The 18,657-nt window shown below is 46.0% G+C and carries 19 protein-coding genes; 12 read left to right on the top strand and 7 right to left on the bottom strand.

The features are described 5' to 3' along the window. The first annotated feature begins 9 nt into the window (after positions 1-9). Genes thiB through thiQ form a run of 3 tightly spaced genes read left to right on the top strand, consistent with a single transcriptional unit; the run spans position 10 to position 3,334 of the window. On the top strand, positions 10-1,002 hold the full coding sequence (gene thiB, locus FKN16_RS07540) for a thiamine ABC transporter substrate binding subunit (protein WP_170902405.1): 993 nt from the start codon (positions 10-12) through the stop codon (positions 1,000-1,002). A gap of 41 nt (positions 1,003-1,043) precedes the next feature. Beyond that, a complete protein-coding gene (thiP, locus tag FKN16_RS07535) occupies positions 1,044-2,630 on the top strand; it encodes a thiamine/thiamine pyrophosphate ABC transporter permease ThiP (RefSeq protein ID WP_170902404.1) in 1,587 nt (528 codons plus the stop codon). Further along, positions 2,630-3,334 (top strand): thiamine ABC transporter ATP-binding protein, encoded by a 705-nt coding sequence (thiQ, locus tag FKN16_RS07530; protein ID WP_170902403.1) that lies wholly within the window; start codon positions 2,630-2,632, stop codon positions 3,332-3,334. The genes thiP and thiQ overlap by 1 nt, the downstream gene beginning before the upstream one ends. Positions 3,335-3,352: 18 nt before the next feature. Here the strand turns inward: thiQ and FKN16_RS07525 are convergent, their stop codons facing one another. Then, positions 3,353-4,300, bottom strand: coding sequence for a LysR family transcriptional regulator (locus tag FKN16_RS07525; RefSeq protein WP_170902402.1), 948 nt, complete (start codon positions 4,298-4,300; stop codon positions 3,353-3,355). A 92-nt stretch (positions 4,301-4,392) separates the two neighbouring features. Here FKN16_RS07525 and FKN16_RS07520 point away from each other — a divergent pair, with 92 nt between their 5' ends. Continuing rightward, entirely contained in the window at positions 4,393-5,469 is a 1,077-nt protein-coding gene (locus FKN16_RS07520; protein ID WP_104971221.1) for an alkene reductase, read from the top strand. Between the two features lie 63 nt (positions 5,470-5,532). Here FKN16_RS07520 and FKN16_RS07515 read toward each other — a convergent pair whose 3' ends face one another. From FKN16_RS07515 to argR, 4 genes are all read right to left on the bottom strand, one after another. Continuing rightward, on the bottom strand, positions 5,533-5,970 hold the full coding sequence (locus tag FKN16_RS07515; RefSeq protein WP_005392306.1) for a universal stress protein: 438 nt from the start codon (positions 5,968-5,970) through the stop codon (positions 5,533-5,535). A gap of 42 nt (positions 5,971-6,012) precedes the next feature. Further along, a complete protein-coding gene (locus FKN16_RS07510) occupies positions 6,013-8,592 on the bottom strand; it encodes a TRAP transporter permease (RefSeq protein ID WP_048626597.1) in 2,580 nt (859 codons plus the stop codon). A gap of 295 nt (positions 8,593-8,887) precedes the next feature. Then, positions 8,888-9,856 carry a TAXI family TRAP transporter solute-binding subunit gene (locus FKN16_RS07505; protein ID WP_005392302.1) on the bottom strand — a complete coding sequence of 323 codons (969 nt, stop codon included), beginning with the start codon at positions 9,854-9,856 and terminating at the stop codon, positions 8,888-8,890. 405 nt (positions 9,857-10,261) lie between these two features. Beyond that, entirely contained in the window at positions 10,262-10,732 is a 471-nt protein-coding gene (argR, locus tag FKN16_RS07500) for a transcriptional regulator ArgR (protein ID WP_031780246.1), read from the bottom strand. A gap of 359 nt (positions 10,733-11,091) precedes the next feature. Here argR and mdh point away from each other — a divergent pair, with 359 nt between their 5' ends. Both mdh and FKN16_RS07490 read left to right on the top strand, forming a co-directional pair. After that, a complete protein-coding gene (mdh, locus tag FKN16_RS07495) occupies positions 11,092-12,027 on the top strand; it encodes a malate dehydrogenase (protein WP_046874036.1) in 936 nt (311 codons plus the stop codon). A 113-nt stretch (positions 12,028-12,140) separates the two neighbouring features. Beyond that, complete coding sequence (locus tag FKN16_RS07490; protein ID WP_005392299.1) at positions 12,141-12,332, top strand: hypothetical protein; 192 nt, start codon at positions 12,141-12,143, stop codon at positions 12,330-12,332. A gap of 88 nt (positions 12,333-12,420) precedes the next feature. On the opposite strand, the gene ispB is transcribed toward FKN16_RS07490, so the two are convergent. Continuing rightward, entirely contained in the window at positions 12,421-13,392 is a 972-nt protein-coding gene (gene ispB, locus FKN16_RS07485) for an octaprenyl diphosphate synthase (RefSeq protein WP_005392297.1), read from the bottom strand. Positions 13,393-13,648: 256 nt separating this feature from the next. On the opposite strand from ispB, the gene rplU reads away from it, so the two are divergent. The 6 genes from rplU to folA all read left to right on the top strand — a co-directional run bounded on the left by rplU (position 13,649) and on the right by folA (position 17,578). Continuing rightward, on the top strand, positions 13,649-13,960 hold the full coding sequence (gene rplU, locus FKN16_RS07480; RefSeq protein ID WP_005383096.1) for a 50S ribosomal protein L21: 312 nt from the start codon (positions 13,649-13,651) through the stop codon (positions 13,958-13,960). 20 nt (positions 13,961-13,980) lie between these two features. After that, a complete protein-coding gene (gene rpmA, locus FKN16_RS07475) occupies positions 13,981-14,238 on the top strand; it encodes a 50S ribosomal protein L27 (protein ID WP_005383095.1) in 258 nt (85 codons plus the stop codon). A gap of 206 nt (positions 14,239-14,444) precedes the next feature. Beyond that, the gene (cgtA, locus tag FKN16_RS07470; protein WP_005383091.1) at positions 14,445-15,620 is read left to right on the top strand and encodes an Obg family GTPase CgtA; all 1,176 of its coding nucleotides are present in this window, start codon (positions 14,445-14,447) and stop codon (positions 15,618-15,620) included. A 195-nt stretch (positions 15,621-15,815) separates the two neighbouring features. Continuing rightward, entirely contained in the window at positions 15,816-16,616 is an 801-nt protein-coding gene (locus tag FKN16_RS07465) for a threonine/serine exporter family protein (protein ID WP_005392296.1), read from the top strand. Beyond that, positions 16,616-17,089 (top strand): threonine/serine exporter family protein, encoded by a 474-nt coding sequence (locus tag FKN16_RS07460; protein WP_005392295.1) that lies wholly within the window; start codon positions 16,616-16,618, stop codon positions 17,087-17,089. Before FKN16_RS07465 ends, FKN16_RS07460 begins: the two co-directional genes overlap by 1 nt. A 9-nt stretch (positions 17,090-17,098) precedes the next feature. After that, entirely contained in the window at positions 17,099-17,578 is a 480-nt protein-coding gene (gene folA, locus FKN16_RS07455) for a type 3 dihydrofolate reductase (RefSeq protein ID WP_170902401.1), read from the top strand. A 268-nt stretch (positions 17,579-17,846) separates the two neighbouring features. On the opposite strand, the gene FKN16_RS07450 is transcribed toward folA, so the two are convergent. Then, positions 17,847-18,653, bottom strand: a complete 807-nt coding sequence (locus FKN16_RS07450) for a symmetrical bis(5'-nucleosyl)-tetraphosphatase (protein WP_170902400.1) — start codon at positions 18,651-18,653, stop codon at positions 17,847-17,849. Between the last annotated feature and the right edge of the window lie 4 nt (positions 18,654-18,657).

Genomic DNA, 18,657 nt, shown 5'->3' with positions numbered 1-18,657 from the left:
GAGCGAGCAGTGAAACCCACTCTAAATCTGATTGCCCTAGCTGCAATCACCTCTACTTCAGCGTTTGCCGCTGAAAACACATTAACCATCTATACCTACGACTCTTTTGCCGCAGATTGGGGGCCGGGTCCTAAAATCGAGCAAGCTTTTGAAGCAATATGTAGCTGTGACGTTAACTTCGTGGCGTTGGACGATGGTGTGTCGATCCTGAATCGTCTTCGTCTTGAAGGCGGTAATAGCAAAGCCGACATCGTGTTAGGTTTGGATAACAACCTGATGGCCGAAGCGAAGAAAACCGGTCTGCTTACCGAGCACAATGTGGATACGGCCAACACAGTGCTACCAAATGGTTGGAGCGACACGACGTTTGTACCGTACGATTACGGCTACTTCGCGTTTGTGTACAACACAGAGAAAATGGCTAATCCGCCGAAAAGCATGAAAGAGCTGGTGGAAACGCGCGACGATTTAAAAGTGATTTATCAAGATCCGCGTACGTCAACGCCTGGCCAAGGCTTGATGCTGTGGATGAAATCCATCTATGGCGACGATGTGACGCAAGCGTGGCAGAAGCTAGCGAGCAAAACCGTAACGGTCACGAAAGGTTGGTCAGAAGCGTATTCCATGTTCCTTAACGGCGAGTCGGACTTAGTGCTTTCTTACACTACGTCACCTGCGTACCACTTAATTGCGGAAAACGATTCAAAGTTTGCGACGGCGAATTTTGCTGAAGGTCACTACATGCAAGTTGAAGTCGCCGCTAAAGTGAAAGGGGCAAAAAATTCAGAACTTGCTGATCAATTTATGAATTTCATTTTAAGTGATGAGTTCCAGTCAGCGATGCCAACGGGTAACTGGATGTACCCTGTTACAGACGTTGAGTTACCTAAAGGTTTTGAAACCTTGAGCGTTCCAAACAAGTCGTTGAGCTTTAGTGCTGATGAAGTGGCAAAAATGCGTAAGTCTTGGATTCGCGAATGGCAAAGCGCACTGACGTTTTAGCTGACGTTCCACCCCTCATCTGAATGAGATAGGTTTTACCTTTGAATTCTGTTCCAAAAATAGGTTTAGGGGTCGCGATGATCATCGCGGCCTTTGTTGTTTCTGCCCTAGGTGCTTTGATTGTTCAAGCCCCTTCACTTGATGTGTCTGTGGTATGGGACGACCCGTATTATCAACATGTCACCAAGTTCAGCTTCTACCAAGCTTTTCTTTCCACATTGCTCAGTGTTGGCTTTGCCATTCCAGTTGCGCACGCGCTTTCACGTCGCCAATTTTGGGGTAAGTCATTACTGCTTAAGCTGTTTGCATCGACGCTAGTTTTGCCTGTTTTGGTTGGTGTTTTCGGGCTGTTAGCGATTTATGGCAACAGCGGTTTGTTAGCGCAGTGGTTGCAAAGTTTCGATACTAAACTGCCATTTTCTATTTACGGTTTGAACGGAATTTTACTCGCCCATGTGTTCTTTAATTTACCTTACGCGGCGCGCTTGCTGTTGCAAGCATTAGAATCTATTCCTGCCGAGCAGCATAAGCTGTGTGCGCATTTAGGTATGAACCATTGGAATAAGTTTCGTTGGGTGGAATGGCCGCGTTTAAGACAGCAACTTCCCCACGTTTGTGGTTTGGTATTTATGCTGTGCTTCACCAGTTTCGCCACTGTAATGGCATTGGGAGGCGGGCCAAAATCCACCACCATTGAATTGGCAATTTACCAAGCGATTAAGTTTGATTTTGATTTACAAGCTGGGGCGTTATTGGCGCTGTGGCAGATGCTGTTATGTGGACTGCTTGCCATTGGAGTGCAGAAGTTAACAAAGCCTGTTTCTATCAGTGCTGGCAGCACATCGGTACAGCAATATTTAACGAAGGATCATGGGTGGTCAAAAGCTTGGGATAGCTTTTGGATCATAGGTGCCTTTTTACTGGTGATACCACCGTTATTGATGGTGTTACTGAGTGGCATCAACCAACAAGTTTGGACGGTGTTAACCGATGAACGTTTTTGGTCTGCGTTATTTAACTCACTCAAAGTGGCAGGGTTAGCCAGTGCGCTTGCGGTCGCTGCGGGCGTGTCTATATTGTTGACCAGTCGCCGTTGGCGGTTGCAGTACAAAAACACGCGAGCCGATCAGATTGAGCTAATCGGCACCATTATTTTGGTGACGCCAGGTTTGGTGATTAGCACCGGATTATTCTTGCTGTTGCGATCATTTACCGATGTTTTTAGCTTGGCGTTTTTTGTTGTGATTTTGGTAAATGGTTTGATGGCTTTGCCTTACGTGATCAAAACGCTGGCACAGCCAATGCTGCACATCGAGCAGCAATACCAGTATGTGTGTGCCAGCTTAGGCATGCGTGGCTGGCAACGCTTTAAAGTGGTGGAGTGGCAGGCGCTGCGCAAGCCATTCGCACATGCGTTTGCGATCAGCTTTATGTTTGCGATTGGCGATTTAAGTGCTATCGCGTTGTTTGGCGGGCAAGAGTTCCGCACTTTGCCTCTGTATTTGTTCCAGTTACTTGGCAGCTATCAGATGGAAGCGGCTGCGGTGGTATCGGTGACCTTGTTGTGGTTGAGTGTGGGCTGTTTTGCCTTGATTGAGAAAGTATTGAAAACGAAGGAGAGAGCGTAATGTTAGTGTTGGATGATGTGCAGTACACCTACCAACGTGAGCTGTTTCGTTTTGACTTAACGATTGAGCAAGGTCAGATAGTGTCGCTGATGGGACCAAGTGGGGCAGGGAAATCAACCTTGCTGGCTCTGGTTGCAGGATTTATCCATCCTGACCAAGGTGACATTCGGGTTGATGGTGAGTCGATTGTGCGCAAAGAGCCTTATCAGCGTCCTTTCTCCATGCTGTTCCAAGAGCATAACTTGTTTTCTCACTTGTCGGTGCGTGACAACATTGGCTTAGGTTTACACCCAGGGCTAAAGCTTACGGTAGACCAAAAACGTCAGGTTGAACAAGCGGCGCAGCAAGTTGGCGTTGCAGAGTACCTCAACCGTTTGCCTGAGCACCTTTCTGGAGGGCAGCGTCAACGTGTTGCCTTGGCGCGTTGTTTTGTTCAGCCTCATCCCATGTGGCTGTTGGATGAGCCTTTCTCGGCGCTTGATCCGGTTTTACGTGAAGAGATGCTGAGCTTGGTAAAAAAACTGGCGGCAGAGCGGGGAATAACCGTATTGATGGTCACGCACCATTTAAGCGATGCCAAAGCCATTGCCAGCCACTTTGTGTTTGTGGCTGATGGCAAAGTGGAAGCGGCGGATAGTATGTCTGCATTGAGTGAACAGCATGCTAGTGAGAAGCTTGCGGCATTTATCCGAGCCGCACGCTAATGCTCAATGGTGGCGGGATTATGCTTCACCGCAACACAAACCATGTCGAGGACCAAATTCAAACTGAGATCTTAGGCTCATGATATGGTCAATCATCGCTTGTACTCGTCGCGTTCGGTTTGCGCCAGGACGATAGACTAAATAAATGGGCATTGGTACCGTGTGCCATTGAGGTAAGACTCTGACTAAGGAGCCATTTTCCAGCTCTTGCGTCATGTTTTGCATAGGTAAGTTAGCGATTCCCAATCCTTTGAGCGCGCCTTTTAATACCGCTTCTACGGTGGTGCTAGAGAAGTTACTGCTTACCGAGACGTTGACCGTGTTGTCCTGAGAAATCAACGTCCAAGGGCCTATCTCTGAAACATACTGATATCTTAAACAGTTGTGTGTTGTCAGATCTTCTGGCGTTTTAGGTACGCCACACTCAGCTAAATACTCAGGACTGGCGGCCAATACTCGGGTGGTGTAACCCAATTTTTTAGCAATCAGTCGATCATCGACGATCTGGCCGACTCGAATTGCCATATCAAAACCGTGTGAAAACAGATCAACAAAATCGTTCGATGCTTCTAACGCAATTTGTACTTTTGGCCGTTGTTTTAAAAATGGTAAAAAGATGTGCTCAGCCATATACGCATCCAAGGCTGGTGGCGCAGCAATGCGAAGCCGACCTTGGATCTGCTGTTCCATTTCCTGAACGTCTTGACCAATCGAGTGAAATTCCTCAACTAAGCTTGCAGCACGCTCTAAAACCATTTGACCAGCTTCGGTAATAACCAACTTTCGGGTCGTGCGCTCTAGGAGCTTGGCTTCAAAGTGTTGTTCGAGTTTGGTTATGGCTTTACTAACAGTAGATTTTGGTAGGTTTAACTCCAGCGCGCACTTGGTTAAGCTCAGTAGTCGACAGCTTGTGACAAAGATAGAGAGCGTCCTAAAGTCAATTGTTTCTAAATTTCGAACAATCACTTTCAATTATCCATATTGTTTCAATATTGATCTGATTATAGTCTGGCTCCTCATCCTTAGCCATCAAGTTATTGTCATTTGAGGTAAACAACATGTCCAACTCTGTAGACTTATTTTCTCCTATCGAACTCGGTCAATTAGCATTAGATAACCGTGCCATTATGGCCCCTTTAACGCGCGCTCGTGCCAGCGCAGATCATATCCCGAATGACCTTATGGTTGAGTACTATGCTCAACGCGCGAGTGCTGGACTTATCATTGCAGAATGCACCATGGTGATGGAAGGAACGTCTGCTTTTATGGCTGAACCGGGCATTTATAACGAAGAACAAATTGCAGCTTGGAAAAAGGTAACGGATGCGGTTCATGAAAGAGGCGGTAAGATTGTACTGCAAATTTGGCATGCGGGACGCGCTTGTCATCCTGAACTGAATGATGGGAAAACGCCTGTTGCAGCGAGCGCACTAGCCATTCGTGATGAGTTAGTCCATACCCCTTCAGGTAAGCAAGCATATACGGTACCACGAGCACTCGAAGTGGATGAGATAGCTTCCATTGTGGCAGCGTTTAAGCAAGGTGCGGAAAACGCCAAGAGAGCAGGCTTTGATGGTGTGGAGATACATGGCGCCAATGGTTATCTTATCGATAACTTTCTTCGTGATGGATCGAATTTACGTACTGATGAGTACGGTGGCTCGGTCGAAAATCGTGCTCGTTTCTTACTTGAGATAGTTAAAGAAGTGGTCGAGGTATGGGGACCTGGAAGAGTAGGGCTGCGCACATCACCATTAAATGGATTTAATGATATGAAAGACAGCGATCCGGTTGGCTTGGTTCGTTACTTAGCTAAGCAACTTAATGCTTTCGATCTTGCTTATTGGCACGTGATGCGTGCGGATCTAAAGGGCGTACAAAAAGCAGATGTTCTCAAGCCAGCACGCGAAAACTACCAAGGTCACTTAATGGCGAACGTGGGCTACAGTGCACAAGAAGCGACAACGGCAATTGCAGAAAATCAAGTTGATGTGGTCGCATTTGGCGTTCCATTTATCGCCAACCCTGATTTAGTTGAGCGATTTAAGAAAAATGCACCTCTTAATGGGGCAAAACCTGAGCACTTTTATTTAGGTGGAGCAGAAGGTTATACCGATTACCCAGTAATGGCATAATCCTTACTTGTTCAATATAAAAAGGACGCTAATGTTAGCGTCCTTTTTCGTTTCTTTAGTTGTTTAACCTTGCGGTTTCACGACCATCACATTGATTGGAGAATATTCCACGACCTTACTTGCGACAGAGCCAAGCATTACTTTATTGATTTTAGAACGCTTGTGACTTGGCATAATGATGAGATCAGCGCCCAAGCGCTCTGCATAATCAAGAATCGTCGCGTAGGCTTTGCCCTCAGCAACATGCACTTGGTACACAACATCTTCAGCAATATGCTTATTGGCGAAAGCTTTTAATTGCTGCTTCACGTCTTGCTTCATTTTGGCTGCTGCATCTTTTGGGAAGTATGTAGCAACCATCGACATGTGAATTCCAGGTAATACTGTTAGAAGGTGGATTTGCGCATTCGCTTGCTTTGCCTGCCAAACCGCTAGTTCAACCGCTCGGTCTGAAAAGCCTTGGTCATTTAGATCAACCGGAACAAGAATTTGTTTGTACATTCAATGTCTCTCACTAAGGCCCCTTCCTCGGGGCCAAATCGGTTATGCGCTCAATTGTTCCTTACGAGCACGACGTTTTTGGTTCATGGCAAGCACCAGCAAAATCATTAAGCATGGCACAAATACCCATTCTTTCATCGGACGTTCTGCGTCTTGGATAACCCACTTGATCTCCCAATCAAAGTCGATACCTGCAGACTCTGCCGGGCTACCAAACTCGACCATATCGACAATCATTTTGTTGTCGCTTTCGGTCAGCATCAGACCCATAGACGAAATGCGTGCTTCCGCTGTTGTCGCACTGTCTTCGAATGGAAGACGAACCGTTTTCTCGATGTAGTCGCCCTCAAGGTTTTCGCCGGCAACACGTAGCTCCAATGATTCTCCTACATTTAGCGTTTCCGTGATTTGAGCTACCTCAACGCCAGGAGAAAGAACTTTCGCTGGATACAGCATGTCCCACCAAAAACCAGGACGGAAAAACGAAAATGTCAGTACTAATAATAGAACGGTTTCCCACCACTTGTTACGCGTGAACCACCATCCTTGTGTAGCGGCGGAAAAGATCAGCATCGCAATGATCGATGAGATGACCGTGAGTGCTAAATGCCACCAAGAGTCTATCCCCATCAACAGTAGCTGGGTATTGAACACAAACATGAATGGCAAAATGGCGGTTCGAATATCGTAAGTAAAGCCTTGGATACCGGTACGAATTGGGTCTGATTTAGCAATCGCAGCCGCCGCAAATGCCGCAAGACCTACGGGTGGGGTGTCGTCGGCCAAAATACCAAAGTAGAAAACGAACAAGTGCACCGCAATGAGTGGGATGATCAAGCCATGTGCTGCACCTAGCGTGACAATAACCGGTGCCATCAACGTAGAGACGACGATGTAGTTCGCCGTTGTCGGTAGACCCATCCCAAGAACCAAGCTGATTATTGCAGTAAACAGCAGCATAAGAATGATGCTACCGCCAGAGATAAACTCAACGAAGTCCGTCATGACCAGGCCGATGCCCGTTAGGGTGACGACCCCAACTACGGTACCTGCCGCTGCCGTTGCAACGCCGATACCAATCATATTGCGAGCGCCAGCAACCAAGCTCTCAGCCAGATCGACGAAGCCATCTTTGGTTTGCTGCATCATGTCACCTTGCTTTGATAACAGAGCAATCAATGGACGCTGAGTCAGCAAAATGAAAATCATGAACACCGTTGCCCAGAATGCTGAAAGACCTGGCGAGAAGCGCTCTACAGTCAGACACCAAACCAATACAACGATAGGCAGTAGATAGTGCAAACCAGATTTAACCGTTGGGCCAGGATCTGGTACTTCTGTTAACTCTGCATCAATCTCAATTGCGCCATCTTGCACATGATTTGCTGAGATCTTCACCAAGCCAACGTACGCAATTAACAGGGCAACCGTAACAATTGGCGTCGCGGCATCACCAAAGACATCTTTCGTCCAACCCACTCCGTAGTAAACCAATGCGCTGATCACACACAGTCCCAAGATTGTGCCAGTAAAGGAAAGCAAACTTTGTACTAACGTTGGGTTGTGGCGACGAGGAAGACCTGTCATACCCGCTTTACACGCCTCAAGGTGAACGATGTAAATCAAAGCGATGTAAGAGATAAGTGCCGGAAGTAGGGCAGCCTTAATCACCTCAACGTATGAGATACCGACATATTCCACCATCAAGAATGCCGCTGCGCCCATGATTGGTGGTGTTAACTGACCATTAGTTGAGGCGGCAACTTCAACGGCTCCCGCTTTGGTGCCCGGAAAACCGACACGTTTCATCAATGGGATGGTAAAGGTACCAGTGGTTACCACGTTTGCGATTGAAGAGCCAGAAACAAGCCCGGATAAACCAGATGCAACAACGGCCGCTTTTGCAGGACCACCTTTCATATGACCCAGTAAAGAAAAGGCGACTTTAATGAAGTAAGCACCTGCGCCAGCACGTTCCAGCATGGCGCCAAACAATACAAACAAGAACACAAAAGAGGTTGAAACGCCTAATGCGACACCGAATACACCTTCCGTTGTTAGCCATAAGTGAGACATGGCCTTGTTTAAGCTCGCTCCTTTATGCGCGATGACATCGGGCATGTAAGGGCCTGCAAAGGTGTAAGTAAGGAAGACAGCAGCAACCACCATCAGTGGTGGACCGAGCGCTCGGCGTGTTGCCTCTAAAAGGAGAACCATACCGATGACAGCAACGACGATATCTGCCGTTGTTGGTGCACCGGAACGTCCAGCTAGCTCGGTATAAAAAAGGTAAATATATGCCGCAGAAAAACTACCTGCTAGCGCCAATATCCAATCGACAAGAGGGATATGATCGCGAGGGGAATTTTTCATCGCTGGATAAGCAGTGAAAGCCAAGAAGATCGCGAAAGTGAGGTGGATTGATCGCGCTTCCGTGTCGTTCAGTACGCCGAAATTAAAAATAAATGGTAGCGGAGATGCGTACCATAATTGAAATAGTGACCAACACAGAGGAACAAACCAAAGGATTCGTCCTTGCATTCCCGAGGGGCTACGTGCACCTGTGTCTGCCTGAGCCACCATTTCTTGCACATCTTGTGACGGAGCTTGATTCGTCGCCATGTACTTTTTCCTTATTATTGATGGTCCTGTCGGATTTTTATCGAGAACCACACTTCGCCTTTATCAGTGTAGCGAATGGAGCGAAGTTTGCTTTCGAGTATTTTGCTGCCTGAACTCAAAGTGTTGAATTTTGGAGACTCTGCTAGGCGGCGTTTAAGTTTTTCTTGGGTATGAACTCGCAATTTTCGGAAGAAAACTGGCGAATGAAGCATGCAGTTAGCACGTGCTACAACCTGCATGCTCAAACAGGCAGAAAACCATCTTTTCCTGCCTGTGAGTTTGGAGTCTGAGGAAGTTACTTAAGTAGACCCACTTCTTTGTAGTATTTTTCTGCACCTGGGTGAAGAGGGATAGATAGACCCGCTTTCACCATGTCTTCTTTTTTCAGGTTTGCAAACGCAGGGTGTAGACGTTTGAACGTATCGAAGTTTTCAAACACGGCTTTTGCAACGTTGTAAGCGACATCGTCTGAAACGTCTGCTGTTGTAACCATCGTTGCTGCAACACCAAAGCTGTTTACGTCTTTGTCTGTGCCACGATACATGCCAGCTGGCACTGAGCTAAAGGCGTAGTATGGGTTATCAGCAACAATCTTATCGATTTTCGGGCCTGTTGCAGAAACTAGCTTAGCATCACATGATGTTGTTGCTTCTTTGATTGAACCGTTCGGGTGACCCACCATGTAAATGAATGCGTCAATTTTGTTGTCACAAAGTGCTTGAGAACGCTCAGAGCCCTTTAGCTCAGAAGCCAATTTGAAGCTGTCGTTTGTCCAGCCCATCGCTTCCATAACAACGCCCATGGTTGCACGGTCACCAGAGCCAGGGTTACCGATGTTTACGCGCTTACCTTTTAGGTCTTCAACGTTTTCGATACCTGAATCTGCACGAGCAATGATGTTGAAAGGTTCTGTATGAAGAGAGAACATTGCACGTAGCTTTTTGTACGGGCCTTGTTCCGCAAACTTACTCGTACCATTGTAGCCGTGGTACTGCCAATCCGATTGCACGATACCAAAATCTAACTCGCCAGCACGGATAGTGTTAACGTTGTAAATAGAGCCGCCAGTCGATTCTACTGAACAACGAATGTTGTGTTCTTTACGACCTTTATTGACCAATTTACAGATAGCACCACCAGTAGGGTAGTAAACACCTGTAACAGAGCCAGTACCGATAGTAATAAACTCTTGAGCGTTAACTGCGCCTGCACCCATTACTGCTGCAGCGATAGCGCCTACTTTGAGAAGTTTGTTAAATGCCATGAATTTCCCTTCCTTATATTCATTATTTACCCGGAAATAACCATAAATCACTTCTGGAGTTTCCTATTTGGAAACGGCATCTTTTCCAATCCAATCGTTTGAAAAAGCGAGCGAATCATAACAAAAAATTGGCAGAAAATTATCCAATTGTTAAATGTTATAGTTGATAAGTCTGAATCTTGTGCAGGAGGATAGTGTTAGATTTGTGATTTAATTCTTTTTATAACAAACACTTAATAAGCATTAAGTGAACGGAGTGAAAAAGATCAATTGCGTGATGTTAATCACAAAATAAGTGGTTAAATAACGGTCAGGATAAGCAAAAAATTTACATAAATCATGGGCTACAAAATGAGATTTCTTTTATAGCCCACAAAGAGTTAGCTGATCTAAATGTGAAAGAACTTAGCCAGTGTATTCGAACAGTTCACACACTGATTTGAACAACTGTTCAGTCGTAATCGCCATCGTTGGAGTGATAAAGATAGTATCATCACCTGCAACAACACCAAGAATACCTTCGGATTTACCCAGTGAGTCAAGCAAGCGAGCAATCAACTGCGCAGCACCAGGGCCTGTATGGATAACAACTAATGCCGCGTTATGGTCAATGTCTAGCACCAGTTCACGCAAAGAGCTGCTTACAGTCGGTACGCCTAGCTCAGCAGGAAGGCAGTAAACCATTTCCATTTTTGCATTGCGTGTGCGGACGGCGCCAAATTTAGTCAGCATGCGTGATACTTTCGATTGGTTAATGCTTTCAAATCCTTGTTGTTTGAGTGCATCAACAATCTCACCCTGTGAGCCAAAGCTCTCTTCTTTTAATAGGGCTTTAAAGGCGCGGACTAAGTTGTCTTGTTTTTCTGAATTGCGCATAGTCATTACGAATCTCTTATTACGGGTCAGCAATTTTGCATATTCTCGCATATATATTCATGCGGTGCCAAAGAGTCCCAGTATTATGTTAGTTACGTCACTGTAAACTATATACCACATGGAATTCTTTAACTATATGAAGTAGGGCTGTTTTTGTTTTCTTGAATTCCTTGTCATTTCAACAGAATAAAAGAATAATCCAAGCCCCATTTGTAGCACGGTAACAGCGAGTTGCGCGAGGTCGCAAAGCTAGCGTTAATTGATTGTAATCAAGTTGTGATTCCGATAGCTTTATTTAAGTTGGTTACAAACTACCCTACGAATACGTTTATAAGAGAAATACTCTCAAGGAGAACTACATGAAAGTAGCCGTTATTGGTGCCGCTGGTGGCATCGGTCAAGCCCTGGCCCTTCTACTTAAGAACCGTCTTCCTGCTGGTTCTGATTTAGCCCTATACGATATTGCTCCAGTAACTCCTGGTGTGGCTGCTGATCTTAGTCACATCCCGACGCCAGTTTCTATCAAAGGTTACGCGGGTGAAGATCCTACTCCAGCACTAGAAGGTGCGGATGTTGTGCTGATTTCTGCAGGTGTTGCTCGTAAACCTGGTATGGATCGCGCGGATCTATTCAATGTAAATGCTGGTATTGTTAAGTCGCTAGCGGAGAAGATTGCGGTTGTTTGTCCGAAAGCTTGTGTTGGTATCATCACAAACCCGGTAAATACAACAGTGCCAATTGCCGCTGAAGTACTTAAGAAAGCGGGTGTTTACGATAAGCGTCGCTTGTTCGGTGTAACAACACTTGACGTTATCCGTTCAGAAACATTCGTTGCAGAGCTTAAAGACAAAGATCCAGGTGACATTCGCGTACCTGTTATCGGTGGTCACTCTGGCGTAACGATCTTACCTCTACTGTCTCAAGTGGAAGGCGTTGACTTTACAGCTGAAGAAGTAGAAGCATTAACGAAACGTATTCAAAACGCAGGTACCGAAGTTGTAGAAGCGAAAGCGGGTGGTGGTAGTGCAACACTATCAATGGGCCAAGCTGCATGTCGCTTTGGTCTGTCTCTAGTTCGTGCTCTTCAAGGTGAAGAAGGCGTAGTTGAATGTGCATACGTTGAAGGCGACGGTGAGCACGCGACTTACTTTGCACAGCCTGTGAAACTAGGTAAAGAAGGCGTAGAAGAAGTACTAAGCTACGGCAAACTCAGCGACTACGAAAAGTCTGCACTAGACGGTATGCTAGAAACACTAAATGGCGACATCAATATTGGTGTTGAATTCGCAAAGTAATCTAGAAAGCTCGAATAAGAAGAAAGCCGATCAAAATGATCGGCTTTTTTGATCTTTGGCTTCTCTGCTTCGTAAAACTACTTGATCAAAACAACGTGGTGAAGGAGAAGATGATGGAAGCAAGTCGAATCCGTAAAGGCATGGTTGTTGAATGCCAGCAGGGCGTAGGTACGATATTGGTGGTCGACCGTGAAGCAGAGACGGTACTGTTGTCGAAACAAGGTTCTGATCAGCAGATTGCGGTTAGCTTTGATGAAATAGAAGATGACCCACAACTGCATGGCGGTAGTGACAGATATTACTAGCGCTTATCACGGCATTAGGTATCAGATACAAAAAAGGAAGAGCTTGCTCTTCCTTGTTGTTTTAAGTCTTGCGTATGGGTTGCTATGATTACTTCGTGCGTTGTACCGCGACATGAGCCAGAGTAATAAGCGCTTGCTTGTATTCAGATTCCGGCAATACTGATAGTTCTTCGATTGCTTTGTCTGCTTCTTCTAGTGCTTTTTGCGTCGTGTATTCCAGAGATCCGGCCTCTTTCATCACCGCGAGAATTTCTTCTAAGCGATCCATGCCATTGGCCTTCTCAATTGCTTCGCGAATCATGAGGGCATTGTCTGGCGTGGTATTACGCATAGCGTGAAGTAGAGGTAAAGTTGGCTTGCCTTCAGCCAAATCATCCCCCACATTTTTACCCATGTCTTCGCCATCAGAGGTGTAATCCATGACGTCATCAATAAGCTGAAACGCAGTACCCAAATACTTACCGTAATTTTGCATTGCGATTTCAACATGCTCAGGAGCATCGTTTAAGATTGCGCCAATTTGAGTTGCGGACTCAAATAAGCGTGCCGTCTTAGAGTAGATGACTTGCATGTAGCTTTCTTCTGTCGTGTCAGGATCGTTACAGTTCATCAACTGCTGAACTTCACCTTCGGCGATCACGTTTACGGCGTTGCTCATTAGCTTAAGGATCTTCATGGATCCTAGCTCCGTCATCATTTGGAATGAGCGAGTATAGATAAAGTCCCCAACTAACACGCTAGCAGCATTGCCAAATGCAGCATTCGCAGTTGCTTTACCGCGGCGCATGTCTGATTCGTCGACCACGTCATCATGCAGCAAAGTCGCTGTATGGATGAACTCAATAAACGCAGCTGCCATGGTATGACCGTTGCCTTGGTAACCAAGTGCGCGGGCTGACAGTATCGCTAAAAGCGGTCTCAGACGTTTGCCTCCACCACTCACGATATAAAAACCGAGCTGGTTGATTAAAGAGACATCAGAATTAAGTTGGGCTTGAATTGTTTCATTCACTTTTGCCATGTCATCGGCAGTAAGCGCTTGGATAGTTTTAAAATCCATCGTATATCCGGCTGAAGTTAGACCCTGCAAGGCTTATTCGATTTATATAATTGTCGAATAATACACTAAAAAACGTTGATTAATACATTACTAAAGGGCATGATTGCCGCACTTTTCTTTGGCGATTAGCTTTTCGCCAATTTTTTCAAAATATGGCTTGTCATAGGAGCATCTATTCTGTAGAATCTGCGCCCTATTGATGATTAGTTTAGCGCACACCCTCAAGAAAGGCTGTGCGGAAAAAGCGGAGTAAAATATGTACGCTGTTTTCCAATCTGGTGGTAAACAACACCGTGTAAGCGAAGGTCAAACTCTTCGTTTAGAGAAATTAGACGTTGAAACTGGTGCAACTGTAGAATTTGATAAAGTTCTTCTTGTTGCTAACGGCGAAGACATCAAAGTTGGTGCTCCTCTTGTAGAGGGCGGCAAAATTGTTGCTGAAGTTGTACAACACGGTCGTGGCGATAAAGTTAAAATCGTTAAGTTCCGTCGTCGTAAGCACTCTCGTAAGCAACAGGGTCACCGTCAGTGGTTCACTGAAGTGAAGATCACTGGTATCAACGCTTAATCTATTAGGAGAGTTTAACAATGGCACACAAAAAAGCTGGTGGTTCTACTCGTAACGGCCGCGATTCAGAAAGCAAACGTCTAGGTGTTAAGCGTTTCGGTGGTGAATCTGTACTTGCAGGTAACATCATCGTTCGTCAACGTGGTACTAAGTTCCACGCTGGTAACAACGTAGGTATCGGTAAAGACCACACTCTATTCGCTCTTACTGAAGGTAAAGTGAAGTTCGAAGTGAAAGGTCCTAAGAACCGTAAGTTTGTAAGCATCGAAGCTGAGTAATTAGGTTTTTACCAAGTTACTTAATAGCTTTAAGCTGAATTCAAAAGCCCTGCCGAATCGGCGGGGTTTTTTATTTATGGCAGTCGACATATCGAAGTTTCTCGTTTCCACGTTATTTGTGGGCTGGGAGCTTAGATCTGTCATCTGCTAAAATTGTCAGATGACAAAGTAGATTTAATCCACGCACGAAGTAGTCGGAGTAAAAGATGAAGTTCGTAGATGAAGCGGTAGTAAAAGTTCAGGCTGGCGACGGCGGTAGCGGCGTTGTGAGTTTCTGGCGTGAAAAATTCATCACTAAAGGTGGCCCTGATGGCGGTGATGGTGGCGACGGTGGTGATGTTTATATCCAAGCCGATGAAAACCTTAACACTCTGATTGATTATCGTTTCCAGCGCTTCTACGAAGCGGAGCGTGGTGAGAATGGCCGCGGTGGTAACTGTACTGGTAAACGTGGCAAAGACATCGTTCTTCGTGTGCCTGTAGGTACGCGCGCAGTGGATATCCACACAAATGAAATCGTGGCAGAAGTTGCTGAACACGGTAAGAAAGTGATGATCGCAAAAGGCGGTTGGCACGGTCTAGGTAACACGCGTTTCAAATCTTCAGTAAACCGCGCGCCTCGTCAAAGAACATTAGGCACAAAAGGTGAAGTACGTGAAATTCGCCTTGAGCTATTGCTTCTTGCTGACGTTGGTATGCTTGGTCTACCTAATGCAGGTAAATCAACCTTTATCCGCGCAGTATCAGCAGCAAAACCAAAAGTCGCTGATTACCCATTCACGACGTTGATCCCAAGCTTGGGCGTAGTGAGTGTCGTACCAGAGAAAAGCTTTGTTGTTGCAGACATTCCAGGTCTTATCGAAGGTGCAGCAGATGGCGCTGGTCTTGGTATTCGATTCTTGAAGCACTTAGAGCGTTGCCGAGTGTTGCTGCACATGATCGATATTATGCCAATTGATCAGTCTGATCCGGTGCAAAATGCACTGACGATCATTGATGAGCTAGAGCAATACAGTGAAAAACTGGCAAGCAAGCCACGCTGGTTAGTATTCAACAAAGTTGATTTAATGCCTGAAGAAGAAGCGAATGAGAAGATCCAAGAAATCTTAGACGCACTAGGCTGGGAAGACGAGTACTTTAAGATCTCGGCGATCAATCGTAACGGTACTAAAGAGCTTTGTTACAAATTGGCTGACTTTATGGATAACCTACCTCGCGAAGAGGAAGAAGTGGCTGAAGAAGATAAAGTTAACTTCATGTGGGATGACTACCATAAAGATGCGATGGCGGGTAAAGACGTTATCACTGAAGATGATGACGACGATTGGGATGACTGGGACGATGAAGAAGATGACGGTCACGTTGTCTACGTTCGTGACTAATCAGAACCGTCAAATAATGCCTGTTTGTCTATAATTCATTAAGCCGCAATTATTTATTGCGGCTTTTTTTGTATCTAAATCATATTTAGATGGTGTGATTTACGGCACAATAGCCGATACGTCGTGATTTTTGAGGGCTAGTTTGGACCTCTCGCGTATGAATGAGCAACACCCTAAAAGGAATTAGACTGATTTATGACTCTAGAAACCATACCGTCTGGAGAGTTGGCGGTATCCACTCAACGATCTATTTCTCGCCTTGTTGCCCAAGCCGGGCAAATGCTACTCGCTCATGGTGCTGAAAGTACTCTGGTGAGCGATATTATGCGCCGTATTGGCCTTGCTTGTGGGGTTAATGAAGTTGCGGTTGCGCTATCAGCCAATGCACTGGTTGTAACGACGGTAATGGATGGACACTGCATCACCACTACCCGAAGTTGTGCCGATCGTGGCATTAATATGCGCGTTATTACGCAAATTCAACGTATCTGCATCATGATGGAGCGTGGGCTGCTCGATGCAACCATGGCGCAGAAAAAGCTGAACGCCATCAGTCCAGAGCGTTATAACCGCTGGCTGGTGGTGTTTATGATTGGCTTGTCATGTGCGGCATTCAGTCATCTGGCTGGTGGCGATTGGGGGGTATTTGTTATGACCTTTTTAGCATCAGCTGGTGGCATGATCGTTCGCCAAGAAATTGGTCATCGTCACTTTAATCCTTTACTGAACTTTGCAGCGACCGCCTTTGTCACGACCTTAATTTCTGCGCAAGCTGAAATCTACCAAATCGGCAACCTGCCCACCGTTGCAATGGCATCGTCGGTATTAATGCTCGTACCGGGTTTCCCGTTGATTAACTCGGTGGCAGACATGCTGAAAGGGCACATTAACATGGGTATTGCCCGGTTTGTGATGGCCAGCTTACTGACGTTGGCGACGTGTTTGGGCATCGTTGCTGCGATGAGCGTTACTGGAATTTGGGGGTGGGCAATCTAATGAGTTTGTTTGATTTGATGCTTGGACTGCTGAATGACATGTTTTTCGCTGCGATTCCCGCAGTTGGATTTGCACTGGTTTTTAACGTGCCACAAAGAGCTTTAGTGTATTGCGCTGTTGGCGGCGCGATTGGACACGGCAGCCGTTATTTGATGATGCAGTTTGGTATTCCCATTGAATGGGCGACCTTTTTTGCCGCGACGCTAGTTGGGATGATCGGGGTATACTGGTCTCGCCGCTTTCTCGCGCACCCAAAAGTGTTCACTGTGGCAGCTTTGATTCCGATGGTACCTGGCGTGTTTGCTTACAAAGCAATGATAGCCATGGTTGAGATCAACCATATTGGTTATTCACCTGAGCTCGTTGCAACTTGTATGGAGAACTTTCTTAAGGCCATGTTTATTATTGCAGGTTTGGCTGTTGGTCTTGCTGTTCCAGGGCTGTTATTCTATCGCCGCAGACCAATTGTATAAGGACCTAACATGATCATTAGTATGATTGCCGCGATGGCCTACAATCGCATCATTGGCAAAGACAATCAAATTCCTTGGCATCTTCCCGCCGATTTCGCTTGGTTTAAGCGTTGTACCATGGGAAAACCGGTTGTGATGGGACGCAAAACCTATGAGTCTATTGGTCGCCCTTTACCTGGTCGCTTGAATATTGTTATCAGCCGTGATGAGACACTAAAGATCGAAGGCGTCACTACCGTAACATCGATTGAGCAAGCTTTGGACGTGGCTGGTGACGTGGAAGAAGTGATGATCATTGGTGGTGGGGCGATTTACGCAGCTTGTCTGCCGATGGCCAATAAACTGTATGTAACACACATTGAAGCCGCGATTGATGGTGATACTCAGTTCCCAGACTGGGGAGATCAATTTAAGGAAACCTACTCAGAAACGTATCAAGCGGATGAGAAGAACGCCTACAACATGCGCTTTACTGTGTTAGAAAAGTAATTCGAGATTAAAACAGCGTAGTTAATACGGTAATGCCGTTCGTATAACAGCGAGCGGCCATCCCGGCCTGCCATCATCCTGAAAGCGACGGAGGAGCGTGATTCAGGATCTTCTATACGAGTACTTTGTTGTCAAAGGTATCTCTATCTACCCGCAGCGTGCGGATATTAGATTCCTAGTCTCGCTAAGGCTCGCTGGAATGACCCTACAGGAGATGTTAGGTGACAGGCATTCTCCCTACGATGGATTATCGACTATTATTCCGTGTTTAACTTAACGCATCCTGAGTAAAGATTTTCTTATCGTCCCAACGGATCATGGTTAGGCTTCCGCCCCAAACACAGCCAGTATCCAGACCGATGATCTCTTCGTCTACATGGCCTTGTAGTGCAGCCCAGTGACCAAATAACACCGTTTTATTGAGGTGAACGCGCTGAGGTACATCAAACCATGGAATAAGTTCGTTACCGGAAACTTGTTGTGGTGGTAGTTTACAATCCATATCCAAACGACCATCGGGGAAGCAAAAGCGCATCCGCGTAAAAGCATTGATAATATAACGGTATCGGTCCAAACCCTGTAGAGAGTCATGCCAGGAATCAGGTTGATTACTGTACATGTTTTTTAAGAGCCAAGGCAGCTCTTCACTTTGGATGATGCGTTCAACTTCGCGGGCACATTTTCTTGCGGTTTTTAGATTCCACTGCGGTGATATCCCAGCGTGACACATCACGAACTCGTCATGCTCGGCCATAAGAGGTTGCTGAGCTAGCCATGCCAATAGATCTTCTTTATCGGGTGCAGTGAAAATAGGCGCGGTTTTATCTTTATCTTTGACCTTTTTTATCCCGTGAGCAACGGCGAGCAGGTGAAGGTCGTGATTACCAAGCACCACGGTTGCGCTTGTGCCAAGCGACTTCACAAAGCGTAAAGTTTCTAGTGATTTAGGCCCTCTGGCGACCAAATCACCAGCGAGCCAAAGTTGGTCTTTTTTCGCAGAGAAAGAGACTTGTTCTAGTAGTCGCTGCAATTCATCAAAACAGCCTTGAATATCACCAACAATATAGGTAGCCACTGAA

Source organism: Vibrio sp. 11-4(1) (assembly GCF_013048625.1).
GTDB classification, from domain to species: Bacteria; Pseudomonadota; Gammaproteobacteria; order Enterobacterales; family Vibrionaceae; genus Vibrio; species Vibrio diabolicus.
The sequence above is the reverse complement of the archived record's forward strand: the minus strand, read 5'-3'. Positions and strand labels throughout refer to the sequence as shown.

Excerpts from the sequence above, each read along its gene's own strand:
- thiQ (WP_170902403.1), top strand. The coding sequence starts at position 2,630 with ATGTTAGTGTTGGATGATGTGCAGTACACCTACCAACGTGAGCTGTTT.
- rpmA (WP_005383095.1), top strand. The coding sequence starts at position 13,981 with ATGGCACACAAAAAAGCTGGTGGTTCTACTCGTAACGGCCGCGATTCA.
- FKN16_RS07460 (WP_005392295.1), top strand. The coding sequence starts at position 16,616 with ATGAGTTTGTTTGATTTGATGCTTGGACTGCTGAATGACATGTTTTTC.
- FKN16_RS07520 (WP_104971221.1), top strand. The coding sequence starts at position 4,393 with ATGTCCAACTCTGTAGACTTATTTTCTCCTATCGAACTCGGTCAATTA.
- FKN16_RS07515 (WP_005392306.1), bottom strand. The coding sequence starts at position 5,970 with ATGTACAAACAAATTCTTGTTCCGGTTGATCTAAATGACCAAGGCTTT.
- FKN16_RS07490 (WP_005392299.1), top strand. The coding sequence starts at position 12,141 with ATGGAAGCAAGTCGAATCCGTAAAGGCATGGTTGTTGAATGCCAGCAG.
- mdh (WP_046874036.1), top strand. The coding sequence starts at position 11,092 with ATGAAAGTAGCCGTTATTGGTGCCGCTGGTGGCATCGGTCAAGCCCTG.
- rplU (WP_005383096.1), top strand. The coding sequence starts at position 13,649 with ATGTACGCTGTTTTCCAATCTGGTGGTAAACAACACCGTGTAAGCGAA.
- argR (WP_031780246.1), bottom strand. The coding sequence starts at position 10,732 with ATGCGCAATTCAGAAAAACAAGACAACTTAGTCCGCGCCTTTAAAGCC.
- FKN16_RS07510 (WP_048626597.1), bottom strand. The coding sequence starts at position 8,592 with ATGGCGACGAATCAAGCTCCGTCACAAGATGTGCAAGAAATGGTGGCT.
- FKN16_RS07465 (WP_005392296.1), top strand. The coding sequence starts at position 15,816 with ATGACTCTAGAAACCATACCGTCTGGAGAGTTGGCGGTATCCACTCAA.
- folA (WP_170902401.1), top strand. The coding sequence starts at position 17,099 with ATGATCATTAGTATGATTGCCGCGATGGCCTACAATCGCATCATTGGC.
- ispB (WP_005392297.1), bottom strand. The coding sequence starts at position 13,392 with ATGGATTTTAAAACTATCCAAGCGCTTACTGCCGATGACATGGCAAAA.
- cgtA (WP_005383091.1), top strand. The coding sequence starts at position 14,445 with ATGAAGTTCGTAGATGAAGCGGTAGTAAAAGTTCAGGCTGGCGACGGC.
- FKN16_RS07505 (WP_005392302.1), bottom strand. The coding sequence starts at position 9,856 with ATGGCATTTAACAAACTTCTCAAAGTAGGCGCTATCGCTGCAGCAGTA.